Annotated in this window: 9 protein-coding genes; 7 read left to right on the top strand and 2 right to left on the bottom strand. The window is 37.3% G+C overall.

Going from position 1 to position 15,047, the window contains the following annotated elements:
- The first annotated feature begins 27 nt into the window (after positions 1-27).
- The 4 genes from thrS (at position 28) to IGL30_RS04010 (ending at position 6,708) form a co-directional block, all read left to right on the top strand.
- Entirely contained in the window at positions 28-1,968 is a 1,941-nt protein-coding gene (gene thrS / locus IGL30_RS03995) for a threonine--tRNA ligase (RefSeq protein ID WP_034700539.1), read from the top strand.
- A gap of 273 nt (positions 1,969-2,241) precedes the next feature.
- Positions 2,242-3,096 carry a hypothetical protein gene (locus tag IGL30_RS04000; RefSeq protein WP_123875141.1) on the top strand — a complete coding sequence of 285 codons (855 nt, stop codon included), beginning with the start codon at positions 2,242-2,244 and terminating at the stop codon, positions 3,094-3,096.
- 350 nt (positions 3,097-3,446) lie between these two features.
- Positions 3,447-4,295: a MurR/RpiR family transcriptional regulator gene (locus tag IGL30_RS04005; RefSeq protein WP_010719648.1), complete on the top strand. Its 849-nt coding sequence runs from the start codon at positions 3,447-3,449 to the stop codon at positions 4,293-4,295.
- A 259-nt stretch (positions 4,296-4,554) separates the two neighbouring features.
- Entirely contained in the window at positions 4,555-6,708 is a 2,154-nt protein-coding gene (locus IGL30_RS04010) for a peptidoglycan D,D-transpeptidase FtsI family protein (protein ID WP_123875142.1), read from the top strand.
- 71 nt (positions 6,709-6,779) lie between these two features.
- Here the strand turns inward: IGL30_RS04010 and IGL30_RS04015 are convergent, their stop codons facing one another.
- A complete protein-coding gene (locus tag IGL30_RS04015; RefSeq protein ID WP_010738121.1) occupies positions 6,780-7,589 on the bottom strand; it encodes a Cof-type HAD-IIB family hydrolase in 810 nt (269 codons plus the stop codon).
- A 310-nt stretch (positions 7,590-7,899) separates the two neighbouring features.
- Here IGL30_RS04015 and IGL30_RS04020 point away from each other — a divergent pair, with 310 nt between their 5' ends.
- Together IGL30_RS04020 and IGL30_RS04025 are read left to right on the top strand one after the other, a co-directional pair.
- Complete coding sequence (locus tag IGL30_RS04020; RefSeq protein WP_034700533.1) at positions 7,900-9,336, top strand: NCS2 family permease; 1,437 nt, start codon at positions 7,900-7,902, stop codon at positions 9,334-9,336.
- Between the two features lie 352 nt (positions 9,337-9,688).
- Positions 9,689-10,885 carry a multidrug efflux MFS transporter gene (locus IGL30_RS04025; protein ID WP_010738119.1) on the top strand — a complete coding sequence of 399 codons (1,197 nt, stop codon included), beginning with the start codon at positions 9,689-9,691 and terminating at the stop codon, positions 10,883-10,885.
- A 272-nt stretch (positions 10,886-11,157) separates the two neighbouring features.
- On the opposite strand, the gene IGL30_RS04030 is transcribed toward IGL30_RS04025, so the two are convergent.
- Positions 11,158-11,346: a YjzD family protein gene (locus IGL30_RS04030; protein ID WP_010719643.1), complete on the bottom strand. Its 189-nt coding sequence runs from the start codon at positions 11,344-11,346 to the stop codon at positions 11,158-11,160.
- 224 nt (positions 11,347-11,570) lie between these two features.
- On the opposite strand from IGL30_RS04030, the gene dnaE reads away from it, so the two are divergent.
- Positions 11,571-14,885: a DNA polymerase III subunit alpha gene (gene dnaE / locus IGL30_RS04035; protein WP_123875179.1), complete on the top strand. Its 3,315-nt coding sequence runs from the start codon at positions 11,571-11,573 to the stop codon at positions 14,883-14,885.
- Positions 14,886-15,047: the final 162 nt, after the last annotated feature.

Below are 15,047 nucleotides of genomic sequence, written 5' to 3' on the forward strand. Positions count from 1 at the left end.
ATCAAAAAATCAAAGGAGGCTATTTTAATGATAAAAATTACTTTTCCAGATGGCGCAGTGAAAGAGTTTGATGCGGGAATCACGACTGCTGAGATTGCTGCAGGTATTTCTAAAAGTTTAGCTAAAAAAGCATTAGCCGGTAAAGTGAACGGTCAATTGATTGACTTGAATCGTGGCATCGAAGAAGATGCATCAATCGAGATCGTTACACCTGACCACGAAGATGCATTAGCATTGGTACGTCACTCAACCGCACACTTGATGGCACAAGCTATGAGACGCTTGTACCCAAATATCCATTTCGGTGTCGGACCAGCAATCGATTCAGGATTTTACTATGACACAGACAACGGGGAAAACCAAATCAGTGCCGAAGATCTTCCAGCAATCGAAGCAGAAATGATGAAAATCGTGAAAGAAAACTTACCGATCGAACGTAAAGTTCTTTCTAAAGAAGAAGCTCTGGAAATCTTTGCAAGTGATCCTTATAAAGTAGAATTGATCAGTGAATTACCAGATGAGGAAGTAATCACTGCTTATCAACAAGGAGAATTTATTGATTTATGCCGTGGACCACATGTCCCATCAACCGGTCGTATCCAAGTCTTCAAACTATTATCTGTAGCTGGAGCTTACTGGCGTGGAAATTCAAACAATCAAATGATGCAACGTGTCTATGGGACAGCATTCTTTGATAAAAAAGACTTAAAAGAATTTATTCGTCTACGTGAAGAAGCAAAAGAAAGAGACCACCGTAAATTAGGAAAAGAACTAGATCTATTTATGGTATCACCACAAGTTGGTTCAGGCTTACCATTCTGGTTACCTAAAGGTGCAACGATTCGTCGAACAATTGAACGTTATATCGTTGATAAAGAAATCAGCTTAGGTTACCAACATGTCTACACACCAATCATGGGAGATGTAGAATTGTATAAAACATCAGGTCACTGGGATCATTACCAAGAAGACATGTTCCCACCAATGGATATGGGTGATGGTGAAATGTTAGTTCTTCGTCCGATGAACTGTCCGCATCATATGATGGTCTATAAAAATGCGATCCATTCCTACCGCGAATTACCAATCCGTATCGCTGAACTAGGCATGATGCACCGTTACGAAAAATCAGGTGCGCTATCAGGTTTACAGCGTGTTCGTGAAATGACATTGAACGATGGGCATACCTTTGTACGTCCTGATCAAATCAAGGATGAGTTCAAACGTACGTTGGAATTGATGGTCGCAGTTTACGCTGACTTCAATATTACAGACTATCGTTTCCGTTTGAGCTATCGCGATCCGAATAACACGGATAAATATTTTGATGATGATGCTATGTGGGAAAAAGCGCAAGTGATGTTAAAAGCCGCAATGGATGAATTGGAATTGGATTACTTCGAAGCAGAAGGAGAAGCTGCTTTCTATGGTCCAAAATTGGATGTTCAGGTCAAAACAGCTTTAGGAACAGAAGAAACATTATCAACGATCCAATTAGACTTCTTGCTTCCAGAACGCTTTGATTTAACTTATGTTGGTGAAGATGGTGAAAATACACATCGTCCAGTAGTTATCCACCGTGGGATCGTTTCAACGATGGAACGTTTTGTTGCTTATTTAACTGAAGTTTACAAAGGAGCTTTCCCAACTTGGTTAGCACCGATCCAAGCAACGATCATTCCTGTTTCAGTTGAAGCGCATAGTGACTATGCTTATGAAATCAAGGAACGTCTACAAATGAAAGGTCTACGTGTCGAAGTAGATGACCGCAATGAAAAAATGGGTTATAAGATTCGTGCATCACAAACACAAAAAATACCATATCAACTAGTCGTTGGTGATAAAGAAGTGGCTGATGCAACGGTCAATATTCGCCGATATGGTAGCAAAGAAACTTCAGTAGAAGATCTCAACATGTTCGTTGATGCGATGGTTGCTGAAGTCCAAAATTATAGTAGACAAGGTTAATTTCAATAGTCGAAAAAGTGACCTGACTACCCTAGAATGTAAGATCAAACCGATGGTATCGAAAATCGAAAACGATTTTTGATACCATCGGTTTTTTACTAAGCGGATTGTTACGCTTCTCCCATATCTTTTTAAGAGTTAAAGCTAAATCGTGCAATTTGAAACAACAAAGCGATAATGAGAATCTTTTTTTCTGAAATTACGAAAAGATGAATAAGCAAGCCTTTCATCTTATGCTATTATTAGGTTGAAAAGGAAAAAGGAGGGCTGGAAATGGGAACTTTTTTTACAAATAAAAGGCTAAATAAAAAAGGAAATAACGTAGCTCAAAATGAGTTAAGCGAGCAAACAAACGAAATGCAGTCAAAACAAGCCAATCGTAAAAAAAAGAACTTAGCAGTAAATTTAATCGCAAAAATTGAACATGCGATTAAACAAAGGAGTCAACATAAATCCACGAATCAAAAAAATTCGAAGTCCGTTGGTCCCGCTAAACGAATGTTGGAATTGATTAGGCGAGATTTTTCTATGCTTGAGAAAGTACTAAATAATACCTACCAGGAAATCCAAAAATTTGACCGCTCTTTCAGAATAAAAATGATCAGTTACATAAGAAACGATCGGAAAAGAATGGCAACAAAAATTCGTGCGTTCAAAACAACTTTGATTCCTCATAAAAGTAATTTTACGAATCAAATCGAAATAGCTCCTCGTGCTAAGACTGAAATGGAGAATATTTTACCTATAACGAAAATCAAAATGAAACAAAGGAATGAAGAGCAGACAAAACTTGGTCTCAGAAAAAATTTGTTTAAGCAGTTTTTCAACCGACTGTTATATTCCAATAGCCAAAAAATGAGGAATCAAGACCTAAACAAAATAGTAGTAGAAAAAATACAGCAAGAAAAATATGAAGAAAAACAAGTGTTGTTAACAATGGAACAAATATTAGCAAGATCGTCAAATAGAAATAATATGCCAGAACAACTTTTCAGTCGATCAATACAACCATTCGAGAATACTAAGGAAGAAAGACTAGCACAAATAAGTGAGAAAATCCAACATGCTATGAACTTCTCAACTTCTAGGAATCAATTAGGAGCAGCACATGCGGAACACCAACTCTAAAAGTTCTATCATGACATCATTTATAAATTGGAGTTAAATACTCGTGACTTCTATCAAAAGTATTCAACGTGAGACAACAAAATTTTCATGATAAAGGGTGCAACTATCATATGAATGATAGGATAACCAGGAGCTGCAATCGTCCATTCTTCTTGAAAAATCTAAGAGTCCAAGGCTTGCCTTGGGCTCTATTGCTGTAGCCGAACCTAATCAATTATTTTTTAGCCTCATACTTTTTCTCAAACATTTATTTACAGATGATGACAAAATTTTCTTGTCAGACGTCACGATCTTATTAGTGGGATATGGTATACTTAGCTAGACTGGAAGAGAAAAAGGAAGTGAGACAAATGAGCGTTATTAGCCGTATTGAGAGCATGATGGAGGAGTATTCTTCAACTGAAAAAAAGCTCGCTGATTATATCATCAAAAATGTAGAAAAAATTCCCACGATGACTGCGAACGAGTTAGCAGAAGCTGCTGGGTTAAGTGCGCCCACAGTTGTCCGATTTTCTAAAAAAATTGGGTTTCAAAGTTTGACTGACTTCAAAATAAATATTTCGACAGAGTTACAAACCGGTATCGTTGAAGGCTTCAGTGATATTCATCCAAACGAATCATTTTATTCGATCAAACACATTTTGGGAAATAATGCGCAAGTGGCAATCAAAGAAACGGTGGACATTTTAAATGAAGAAAAAATTCAAGAAGTGGTTGAGACCCTGGAAAGTGCTGAAACAGTCTTTCTATATGGCGTGGGCGCTTCATCTTTAGTGGTGGAAGACATTTTGCAAAAATGGTCTAGAGTAGGCAAACCCATTATTTTTGAAAAAGATATCCATGTTTTACTTCCTCAATTAGTAAGCAATGAAACCAAAAAAGTATTATGGTTAGTCTCCAATTCTGGTAGTAGCGCGGATGTCGTAGCAGTTGGGGAAATCGCAAAAGATTTAGGCATTGAGGTAATTGCTTTAACGCAATTTGGAAATAATCCTTTAAGTAAGTTGGCGGATGTTGTTGTACAAACCTCACGTCCAAAGGAAATTACCAATCGAAGCGCTGCTACAAATTCTTTGCTGGCTCAGTTTGTTACTATCGATATTATTTTTTATTTATATATGACAAAGAATGAACAGTTGAAGGAAAAAGTTCGTGAAACCAGACAAGTAATTAAAGGATACTTTGGTTCAAAACGGTAAGAACATTATAAAAAGTTTTCCACAGTAAAAATATCATTTGTTGTGTTTCACGATAAGAAAATGATAAATTAAATAAAAAACTTTATTTTTTAAAGGTTTGAATTGTTTGAAAACTTGACACGATTTTATCCTGTGAAACAAAAAAAGAATATCAACTTGAAATAAGTTAAAGAATTTATTAGTGATTTTCGTTTCTTCTTTTTTATTTCAAGAAATTTAGGTACAATGAAACATAACAGTAAGTAGGAAAAAGATAGGAATGATGAGAGAGTTTATGAAAAAACTATTAAACAATTCATGGATGGATAAATTGAAAAAAGGTGCACAAGAGCCGAAAAACAAAACATTTCGACGTTCCCATGTCCCTTTTCGGTTGAATTTTCTTTTTTTCATCATATTTACATTATTCGTCGCATTGATTGCACGATTAGGTTATCTACAAATCGTTAATGGCGAAGCAATGGAAGCCAAAGTGAAATCATCATCGACACTAACGATCCAAACCAGTTCTCCGAGGGGGATGATTTACGATTCGACAGGTAAACCATTGGTGACGAACCAAGCGAATCAAGCAATTACTTTCACCAGAGGAACAAAAATGACGTCAGAGGATCTGCTTAAAGTAGCGACAAGACTAAATCAATTAATCAATGTGCCAGTTGATGAAAATTTAACTGAACGAGATAAAAAAGACTTTTGGTTAGCTGATCTTAAGCATTTGAAAGAAGCAACGGAACGCTTAACAGCAAAGGAAAAACAACTTGATTCCAGCGATCAATACAAAGCGTTAGTTGACAAAGTAACTGATAGTGAAATCGACTTCAATGAAGAACAATTAAAAATCGCGACGATTTTTAAACGCATGAATAGTGCGTATGAATTGAACACGGTATTTATCAAAAATTCAGGTGTGACTGATCAAGAATTAGCGGTTGTTTCCGAACATGCTTCAGAACTACCTGGAGTATCCACAGGAACCGACTGGACACGTCAATACACGGCTGCTGACTCAATCAAAAGTATTTTAGGTAGTGTGACAACAGAAAAACAAGGTTTACCAGCTGATGAAGTAGATGAATACTTAGCTAAAGGCTATTCTCGTAATGATCGTGTGGGACAAAGTTACCTTGAAAAGCAATATGAAGATGTTTTACAAGGAACAAAAACCCAATATGAAGTAACCCTCGATAGTAATGGGAATGTAACGAATCAAAAAGAAATCTTTGCTGGTGAAAAAGGGTCCAACCTCATGTTGTCTCTTAACGCTGATTTCCAAGCCAAAGTCGAAAATATCTTAAAGACAAACTACCAAAAATTAGTGGATAGTGGAAAAGCAACATATTCGCCAGGGGCGTATGCAGTAGCGATGAATCCACAAACCGGTGAGATATTGGCTATGACAGGATTTAGCCACCAAGAAGGGTCCAAAGAGTTGACAGAAAATGCTTTGGGGAATATTACTAGCGCCTTTACACCAGGGTCAGTAGTCAAAGCAGGTACGTTAACTGCTGGTTGGCAAACGAATGTGATCTCAGGTAACCAAGTGTTAGTCGATGAGCCAATCAAATTACAAGGCTCTTCTGAAAAGAGTTCGGTCTTTAATCGAAGCGGGCGTATTGCAATCAATGCAGTCAAAGCACTTGAACTATCATCGAATACGTATATGATCAAAGTTGCGTTGAAAATGCTGGGATTGGAATATACACCAAATATGGGACTTCCTTCACTAAATGAAGAGTCAAAAGCCTATGAAGAATTACGTAAAGCGTTCAAACAGTTTGGTTTAGGAACAAAAACTGGGATTGATCTACCAAATGAATCACCAGGGATTTCTCGTTCTGTTGATTTTATGAAGAAATTTAATGCAGATAATGGTGCTCAATGGTACACACCAGGTAACTTTACTGACTTAGCTTTTGGTCAGTTTGATACCTATACACCGATCCAATTAGCGCAATATGCTTCAACTGTAGCCAATGGCGGTAAGAGAATTCAACCTCGTTTAGTCAAGGGGATTTATGGAAATGATGAAAATGGGAACCTTGGTCCGGTGAAAAAAGAGCTGGAAACAAAAGTCGAAGATACCGTTGATATTTCTCCAGCTGATATGTCGATCCTTCGTGAAGGATTCCATCAAGTTGTTCATGGAACAGATGCGTATACGACAGCTAAACCTTTAGCTAGTGCAAAAATGGATTTGTCTGCTAAGACTGGTACAGCCGAAACTGTAGCTGAAGGTCATCCAGATATTACCACAGTAAATAGTAATATCGTGGCCTATGGTCCGAGTGATAACCCACAAATTGCAATTAGTGTCGTTCTACCGAACTTATTAGATGAAAAAGATCATATGAATCTAGTCATTGCAAAAGAAATCATGGACACTTACTACGATATGTTCATGGCAAAATAAAAAGATCAACAACTAAAAAGACCATTCCAGAGAAATACAATTTGTTTTCTCTGGAACGGTCTTTTTTGATTTTAAAGGGCTAATAAGTCTTCTAAATACGTAGCTAAGCCATCTTCTTGGTTGGTGTGTTCAGTGACATCGTTAGCAACGCCTTTTAATTGATCGGTACCATTTTTCATTGCAACTCCCCAGCCAGCATATTCTAATAGTTCCAAATCGTTATGTTCGTCACCAAAAGCAATGACATCTTTTTGATCGATATCAAGGTAATTGGCAATGCGATGAACGCCTTTGGCTTTTTCAATTCCTTTAGAAACGATTTCTAAAATAGCCATTGGTCCTCCCCAAGTACGAACATCAACAAAATTACCGAATTGACGGGTTAATTCAGCTGAAACTTGTTCAGCATAGCATTTTTCTGTTCGAACCAGTAAAGAGGTTGGATCAGTTGTCAGATTTTTAGGCGATAATAAATTTTGAGGGCTAGGATTTGATGCAGCAAAAATTTTTTCATCAAAAAAATCAAAGCTGTCAATAAAATAAGTTTCACGATTTTCTGCAGCAATGAAATCTAAATTCAATTGGCGTTTTTGAGCTAAAATCTCGAATACGATGCGTTTATCGATCGAGGTTTCTTTTTCATGAGCCCAATATTGATTAGGGATATGTACTAAAGCACCGTTAAAGTTGACCATCGGTGTAGACAATCCTAATTGCTGATAATAATGATAACTCATTCGGAAGGGGCGCCCAGTAGCAATACTGACATGGTGACCAGCGTTAATCGCTTTTTTTAATGTTTCTTCAGTTTTTGAAGTAATGATTGAATCCGGATTTAAAGTTGTTCCGTCTAAATCAATGGCAATGAGCTTTCTATTCAAAAATGTCATTCCTTTCAATGCTAGTATGTGTTTCAGTCTAGCACATATATTTTTTTTAACAAGGTGCAAATGTAAGGGAAAAAGAAGTCTTTTTTAAATTAAAGAGAACGGATACATTTTGTTCAATAACCATTTATAAGGTAAAACACGAACATTAAGCATTTTTTTATTGCTTTTTTTAATGATTTTATTGAAAAGCGAACGAATTATAATTATAATAAATAATTGTTCGACGTATACGGAATAGTTGACTTATTTTATTTTATTATTTGATTTTACGTCAAAAAAATTCAGGGAGTGGAAATTTTTTATGGAAAAGTTTTTCCAATTAAAGAAAAATAAGACAAATGTACCAACAGAAATCATGGCTGGGGTTACGACATTCTTTGCAATGAGTTATATCTTATTTGTAAATCCAACCATTTTGTCAGCATCAGGGATGCCTTTTCAGGCAGTGTTCTTAGCAACAATCATCGCTTCGATCATTGGTACTTTGGTAATGGGGTTGTTTGCAAATGTACCGTATGCGCAAGCACCTGGAATGGGATTAAATGCCTTTTTTACTTTTACAGTAGTTTTTGGATTAGGTTATTCTTGGCAACAAGCTTTAGCGATGGTCTTTATTTGTGGGATGGTCAACATTTTTATTACTGTGACCAAAATACGAAAATTGATCATTCATTCCATTCCTGAAAGTCTACAACATGCGATTGGAGGCGGGATCGGGATCTTTGTCGCTTATGTTGGGATCAAAAATGCAGGATTTCTCTCTTTTTCAGCTGATCAGGCAGCAATCACTAGTTCGGTGGTTGACGGAGGCAAGGCAACGAATGTCACAATCAATGGTGGGATCGTTCCAGCTTTAGCCAACTTCAATAATGCACCGATTTTATTAGCTGTGATCGGTTTGATTTTAACAGCGATCCTGGTGGTAAAAAATGTTCGTGGTGCGATGTTGATCGGGATCGTGGCAACCACTATCTTAGGGATTATGATGGGGGTTGTTGATTTAAGTACGATTGATTGGCAAGCCAATTCATTAGGAAGTTCATTCAAAGAATTAGGCACGACTTTTGGTGCTGCTTTTGGACCTGAGGGGATGCAATCATTATTTAGTGATTCTTCAAAGATTCCACAAGTAATCATGACGATCATTGCGTTTAGTTTATCGGATACATTTGATACGATTGGGACGTTCATTGGAACAGGTCGCCGTACGGGGATCTTCTCAAAAGAAGATGAAGAAGCATTAGAAGATGGCAAAGGTTTCAAGACAAAAATGGATAAAGCGCTCTTTGCCGATGCCATTGCAACATCTGTAGGAGCAATCTTTGGGACATCAAATACGACGACTTATGTAGAATCTGCTGCAGGTATCGGTGCTGGTGGACGAACAGGTTTGACCTCAGTAGTGGTTGCAGTCTTATTTGCATTAAGTAGTTTCTTTTCACCATTGATTTCTATCGTTCCAACTCAAGCAACTGCACCTGCATTGATTTTAGTTGGTGTGATGATGATGGCTTCATTCACAGATATCAATTGGCTTGACCTGGAAGAAGCACTACCAGCATTCTTTGCTTCAATCTTTATGGGATTATGCTATAGCATCTCTTATGGGATTGCTGTCGGCTTCATTTTTTACACGATCGTCAAAGTAATCAAAGGGAAATTCAAAGAAATTTCAATCCCATTATGGATCGTTGTGGTCTTGTTTATCCTTAACTTTATTATTTTAGCAACGATGTAAACCAGCCTAACTGGTAGCTGAACTATTTTCTTAAAGAACCAGCTAAAAAGTCAGGAAACAGCAACATGAGTAAGTTTACAATAAAAAGTAGCACAAATTTAATAAGAAAAAACGCTTTTTGCCATCACCATTTGAATGATTCGAAAAAAGTAGTATTTGCACTCTTAACGATTTTATATAGTTGTTAAGAGTGTTTTTTTGTAACATAAGATTTTCACTGTTAAGATAGTAAATAAGTAGAAGATAGTACTGCTCGGAACAAAACCTTTCGTCTATATAGTAACAATACATAATTTATGCTGTTTCAAAAAGAAATTTTTTGCAAAGAAACATAAAGAAATGAGGATGATCAATGAAGATACAATGGAAGAAAAATTTATTCGTGGCTTGGATCGGCTGCTTTTTTACAGGGGCTAGTTTTAGTTTAGTTATGCCATTTATTCCTGTATATGTAGAACAATTGGGTACACCAAGTGATCAAGTTGAGTTGTTTTCCGGTCTAGCGATATCTGTTACTGCCTTTGCTTCAGCTATCGTAGCGCCAATATGGGGTAATTTGGCAGATCGTAAAGGACGAAAGCTCATGATGATCCGAGCTGCCGCAGGGATGACGGTAACGATGGGATCGTTGGCCTTTGTTCCCAATGCGTATTGGTTACTGGTCATGCGTTTTTTAAATGGCATTTTATCAGGTTATATTCCTAACGCGACTGCGATGATTGCTTCACAAGCGCCAAAAGAAAAAAGCGGTTGGGCATTAGGAACTTTATCGACTGGAGCAATTGCCGGCAGTTTGATCGGACCATCAATGGGAGGTGCGTTGGCGCAGTGGTTTGGTATGGAGAATGTTTTCTTGATTACTGGGGTATTATTACTTGTGACAACACTTTTAACCATTTTCTTGGTAAAAGAAGATTTTCAACCAGTAGAAAAAAATGATATGATCAGTACAAAAGAAATTTTTGCCAAAATGGATCATTTATCCATTCTAATCGGATTATTTGTGACCACTTTGATTCTTCAAATTGGTATCACAACTATTAGTCCTATTTTGACCCTATATATTCGTGAGCTAAGCGGGAATTCAGGAAATATTTTATTTGTTAGTGGGTTAATCGTTTCGATTTCAGGTGTGTCTGCAGTTTTTTCCTCTCCTAAACTAGGGAAATTAGGGGATAAAATAGGGAACCAAAAAGTACTGCTTGCAGGGCTAACCTTATCTTTTTGTTGCTACTTGCCCATGGCTATTGTAGCGACCCCTTTACAGTTGGGGATCTTACGGTTTATTCTTGGTTTTTCAACGGGAGCGTTAATGCCATCCATCAATACACTCATCAGTAAGATCACGCCGCCAGAAGGAGTGAGTCGAATCTATAGTTACAATCAAATGTGTAGTAATTTTGGACAAGTCTTTGGACCGATGGTGGGCTCGACGGTTGCGCATGCCTTTAACTATCGCGCAGTGTTCATTGCTACAAGTCTCTTTGTTTTATCTAATATCTTATTATCTTTATTTAACTTCAGAAAAGTTCTTCGACAACGCTTCTGATCAGAGGATGAAAAGATCGTGTGTCGCTTTCGTTAAAACCTCGCAACTCCGATGACACTAGGGAAGAATTTGTTGAAATAACCGCTCATGTTTTGAGAAATTCAGGCTTATTTCAAGGAACAAAAATTATTCATTTTTGCGCATGATAAAGAGCCCGGGACGACCTTTTGTCCCAGGCTTAACTTTTCCACTCCAAAAAGTTAATGGAAAGCGAAATGATTTTATCAAAATACATAAAAAGGATGAGACTGCGTCCCACCCTCATTTGGCTTTTATGAATGTGATGAGGCTTCTTTTCTAGGAGTTGCCAATGCACCAAGTAAAATGACAACAACGCCTGCAACCAATGAAATAATCGTTGTTAAAGTAAAATCATAGCCACCGCTTGTAAGAGCCCCACCAATGTAACCTACGACTTGACCTAAGACAAATGACCAAAATAATGTGACGATATATCGCATAAAGAACACCTCTTTTCTAAGCTTAGTTTACCAGAATTTTGCTGAATGTAAAGAAAGCTAGTTGTAAAAAAACAAGTTTTATGATTTAACCAGTCCATGTGATAAAATAATAAAAATGCAAATCAAAGAGAATGATTACAAATGCGTTGTCGTTTATCCTATATTCATAGTAGATAAATGAACGCATTGATTAATTGTCTAACTATACAAAAGGTGGAATGACCATGTTTTTCCCACAATTATATACAAAAACCTCCTATTCGCTGTTGCAAAGCACGATCAGGATCCAAGATTATGTCCAAAAGGCAAAAGCACTAGGTTATACAGTCCTAGGAATAACTGATCAAGATGTACTGTATGGGATACCCGAGTTTTATCAAACATGTATCAAAGAAGGAATAAAGCCAATTGTCGGTATGCTCCTTACTTATACTTATGAGTCCCAAACTTTTGATTTATTGGTATATGCGAAAGATGGCGTTGGCTACCAGCAATTGATGAAGCTGTCGAGTAAAAAAATGATTCAAGAAAGTCTCGCATTATCAGAATTTACGGAATCAGATCATTTGATTTTCGTCGTTCCTCCCCAACATTCTGTGGTGGCTGAATTTAATCAAACAGAGACCTTTACTGCCCATTGGCAAGCACTCAAAGAAAAAGTAGGTCGACAAGATTTTTATGTTGGAATCACTGAAAGTTTCTCAGAACTACCAAGTGGTTGGGTAACGTTCCTAGCAGAAAACAATTATTCCTTATGTGCATTACAACCTATTGCCAGCTTAAGACAAGAAGAACTGTTTGCGCTTGAGACGATGAAACATCTTCGAGCTGGGAGCCAACTTTCTATGGAAGCAATCAACCAACAAAAGATAGAAACGAAAACAGGTTTTTTACTTGCTGAAAATGAAATGATCCAACGGTTTAATGAAGCACAGTTGGTTGATGCGCTAGAGGGTGCGCAACGTTTAGCTCAATCGGTTTCCTTTGAATTTCAATTTCATCAAAAGCTGCTACCTCATTACCCAGTACCAGATCAGAAAAGTGCTGGTCAGTACCTTGATGAATTGTGCCACGCAAAATTAGCAGAGCGAGTCGAAGAAATTACTCCTGAATATCAAGAGCGTCTAGCATATGAGTTGTCGATTATCCATCAAATGGGCTTTGATGATTATTTCTTGATCGTGTGGGACGTCATGGCGTTTGCTCATCGAGAAAAAATCGTGACTGGCGCTGGACGAGGATCAGCGGCTGGTTCATTAGTTGCATATATCTTGGAGATCACCGATGTCGATCCGTTGCAATATGATTTGCTTTTTGAGCGTTTCTTAAACCCAGAACGTTATACGATGCCAGATATCGATTTGGATATCCCTGATAATCGTAGAGAAGAAGTCTTGAATTATGTCAGAGAAAAATATGGACAATACCATATGGCGCAAATTGCAACGTTTGGGACGATGGCGGCTAAGATGGTGTTAAGGGACGTGGCTCGTGTCTTTGGTTTATCACAAAGCGAAGCCAATCGATGGTCCAAGGCGATCCCTAATCAGTTGAAAATTACCTTACCCGAAGCATATCGGACATCGAAACCCTTAGTGGAGTTAGTTCAGTTAAGTGAAAAAAATCAATTACTATTTAAAACAGCTTCGATTTTAGAAGGATTGCCTCGACATGTCTCGACTCACGCAGCGGGTGTTGTGATCAGTGATAAGAATCTATTAGATCTGGTTCCATTACAAAAAGGATCAGATGAAGCATTTTTAACTCAATATACGATGAATGACGTGGAAGCGATCGGACTACTCAAAATGGATTTTTTAGGATTGCGAAATCTTTCGATCATTGATTACGCATTGAAAGCTATTAAAAAAGTAGAAAAGAAAGAAATTCGATTGAAACAAATTCCTTTAAATGATCCTAAGACACTTTTTCTCTTTCAACAAGGAGATACTACAGGGGTTTTCCAATTTGAATCTGCAGGTATTCGCAATGTTTTACGCCGATTAGGACCAGAAACAATTGAAGATATTGCGGCAGTCAATGCGTTATATCGTCCAGGACCAATGCAAAATATCGATACGTTTATTTCCCGCAAAAAAGGAAAAGAAACGATCCATTATCCTGATGACTCCTTAATGCCTATTTTAAAAAACACATATGGTGTCATCGTGTATCAGGAACAGATTATGCAAATCGCTGCAAAGATGGCTGGTTTTTCTTTGGGCCAATCGGATATTTTGCGTCGAGCAATCAGTAAAAAGAAAAAAGAAGTGATTGACAAAGAGCGGGAACACTTTGTCAGTGGGGCAGTAAGTCAGGGCTATTCGAAAGAAAAAGCGGTCGAAGTCTATGACTATATCGAACGTTTTGCCAATTATGGTTTCAATCGCTCGCATGCGTTTGCTTACTCATTTGTTGGGTTCCAAATGGCGTACCTCAAAGCCCACCATCCAGGCGCATTTTTTGTTAGTTTACTAAATTCGGTTCGACACAATACGACCAAATTAAAAGAATACATCGCTGAGGCAAGAAAGAAAAAATTAAAACTAGCAGCACCTTCCATTAATCAGAGCTATTATGGCTTTGAGCTGATTAATCCAGAAGAGATTCGTTTTGGTCTAACTGCGATCAAAGGTGTCCGAAAAGACTTCATTGAGGATATCTTAAAAGATCGAAAAGAAAATGGCGCTTATCAATCAGTGGATCAATTCTTGATTCGTTTAGATAAACGCTGGCTAAAATTAGAGTTGATTCAGTCATTAGTAGCAGTGGGCGTATTTGATGAATTGGCACCGAATCGAAAACAATTGATGCTCGATTTAGAAGGAAAAATACAAAACATCATTTATAGTGGTGGAAGCTTAGATCTCCTAGGGATCATGGCTTTAAAAGAAGAAGAAGTGGCTGACTATTCTTTAGAAGAAAAGCTGCAATTAGAAGAGGAATATTTAGGTGTTTATCTTTCGGGGCACCCAACAGAAGGCTATGAACGCTTGAAATTAGCTAAAAAAATCCGGTTAATTACTGAAGTTATTCCGAAACAAACAGTCAGTGTATTAGTGATGATTAAAAATATCCGTGAAATCAGAACTAAAAAAGGGGAATTGATGGCTTTTGTTGAAGGAACAGATATCAGTGGAGAAATCACGATCACTGTATTCCCCAAATCCTATCGACAATTTCGTTCATTGTTTGAGTTGAATAAAGTGATCTTTGTTCAAGGACGAACAGAAACGAGTAAATACAACCAAGAGTTGCAATTGATTGGCGAAAATTTTGCTGATCCCGTAGAATTAGAAGAACAATATCAAGATCAGACTTGCTACTTACGAATCAAAGAAGAATTTGACGATCCGCAAACGATGAAACAATTGCAAACTATTTTTCAGAAACATTCTGGGTACATTCCAGTCGTGATGTACCATGAAAAGAATCAACGGAAAGTAGTGCTGGCAGAAGCTTATTGGGTCGATGGAAGTAAGAGCTTGAAGAGTCAATTAGCTTACTTGCTCCAACCAGAAAATGTTGTTTTCAAATAACTTACGGTAAAATATACTATTTGCTTTCATTTTTTTCATTTTTTTATCAGTAAATCAAGACAATTGCTAAAAATAATGTTAGAATGTTAGTCGTGGTTAACGCAAAGAAGGTTATTAACCTAAGCATTGCTTAGGATAAAGTATTTTAATGAGGTGAATGAT

The sequence above is a fragment of the Enterococcus sp. DIV1089c genome (assembly GCF_050530965.1).
Taxonomy (GTDB): domain Bacteria; phylum Bacillota; class Bacilli; order Lactobacillales; family Enterococcaceae; genus Enterococcus_B; species Enterococcus_B hirae.

Excerpts from the sequence above, each read along its gene's own strand:
- IGL30_RS04025 (WP_010738119.1), top strand. The coding sequence starts at position 9,689 with ATGAAGATACAATGGAAGAAAAATTTATTCGTGGCTTGGATCGGCTGC.
- dnaE (WP_123875179.1), top strand. The coding sequence starts at position 11,571 with ATGTTTTTCCCACAATTATATACAAAAACCTCCTATTCGCTGTTGCAA.
- IGL30_RS04000 (WP_123875141.1), top strand. The coding sequence starts at position 2,242 with ATGGGAACTTTTTTTACAAATAAAAGGCTAAATAAAAAAGGAAATAAC.
- IGL30_RS04010 (WP_123875142.1), top strand. The coding sequence starts at position 4,555 with ATGATGAGAGAGTTTATGAAAAAACTATTAAACAATTCATGGATGGAT.
- IGL30_RS04020 (WP_034700533.1), top strand. The coding sequence starts at position 7,900 with ATGGAAAAGTTTTTCCAATTAAAGAAAAATAAGACAAATGTACCAACA.
- IGL30_RS04005 (WP_010719648.1), top strand. The coding sequence starts at position 3,447 with ATGAGCGTTATTAGCCGTATTGAGAGCATGATGGAGGAGTATTCTTCA.
- IGL30_RS04030 (WP_010719643.1), bottom strand. The coding sequence starts at position 11,346 with ATGCGATATATCGTCACATTATTTTGGTCATTTGTCTTAGGTCAAGTC.
- thrS (WP_034700539.1), top strand. The coding sequence starts at position 28 with ATGATAAAAATTACTTTTCCAGATGGCGCAGTGAAAGAGTTTGATGCG.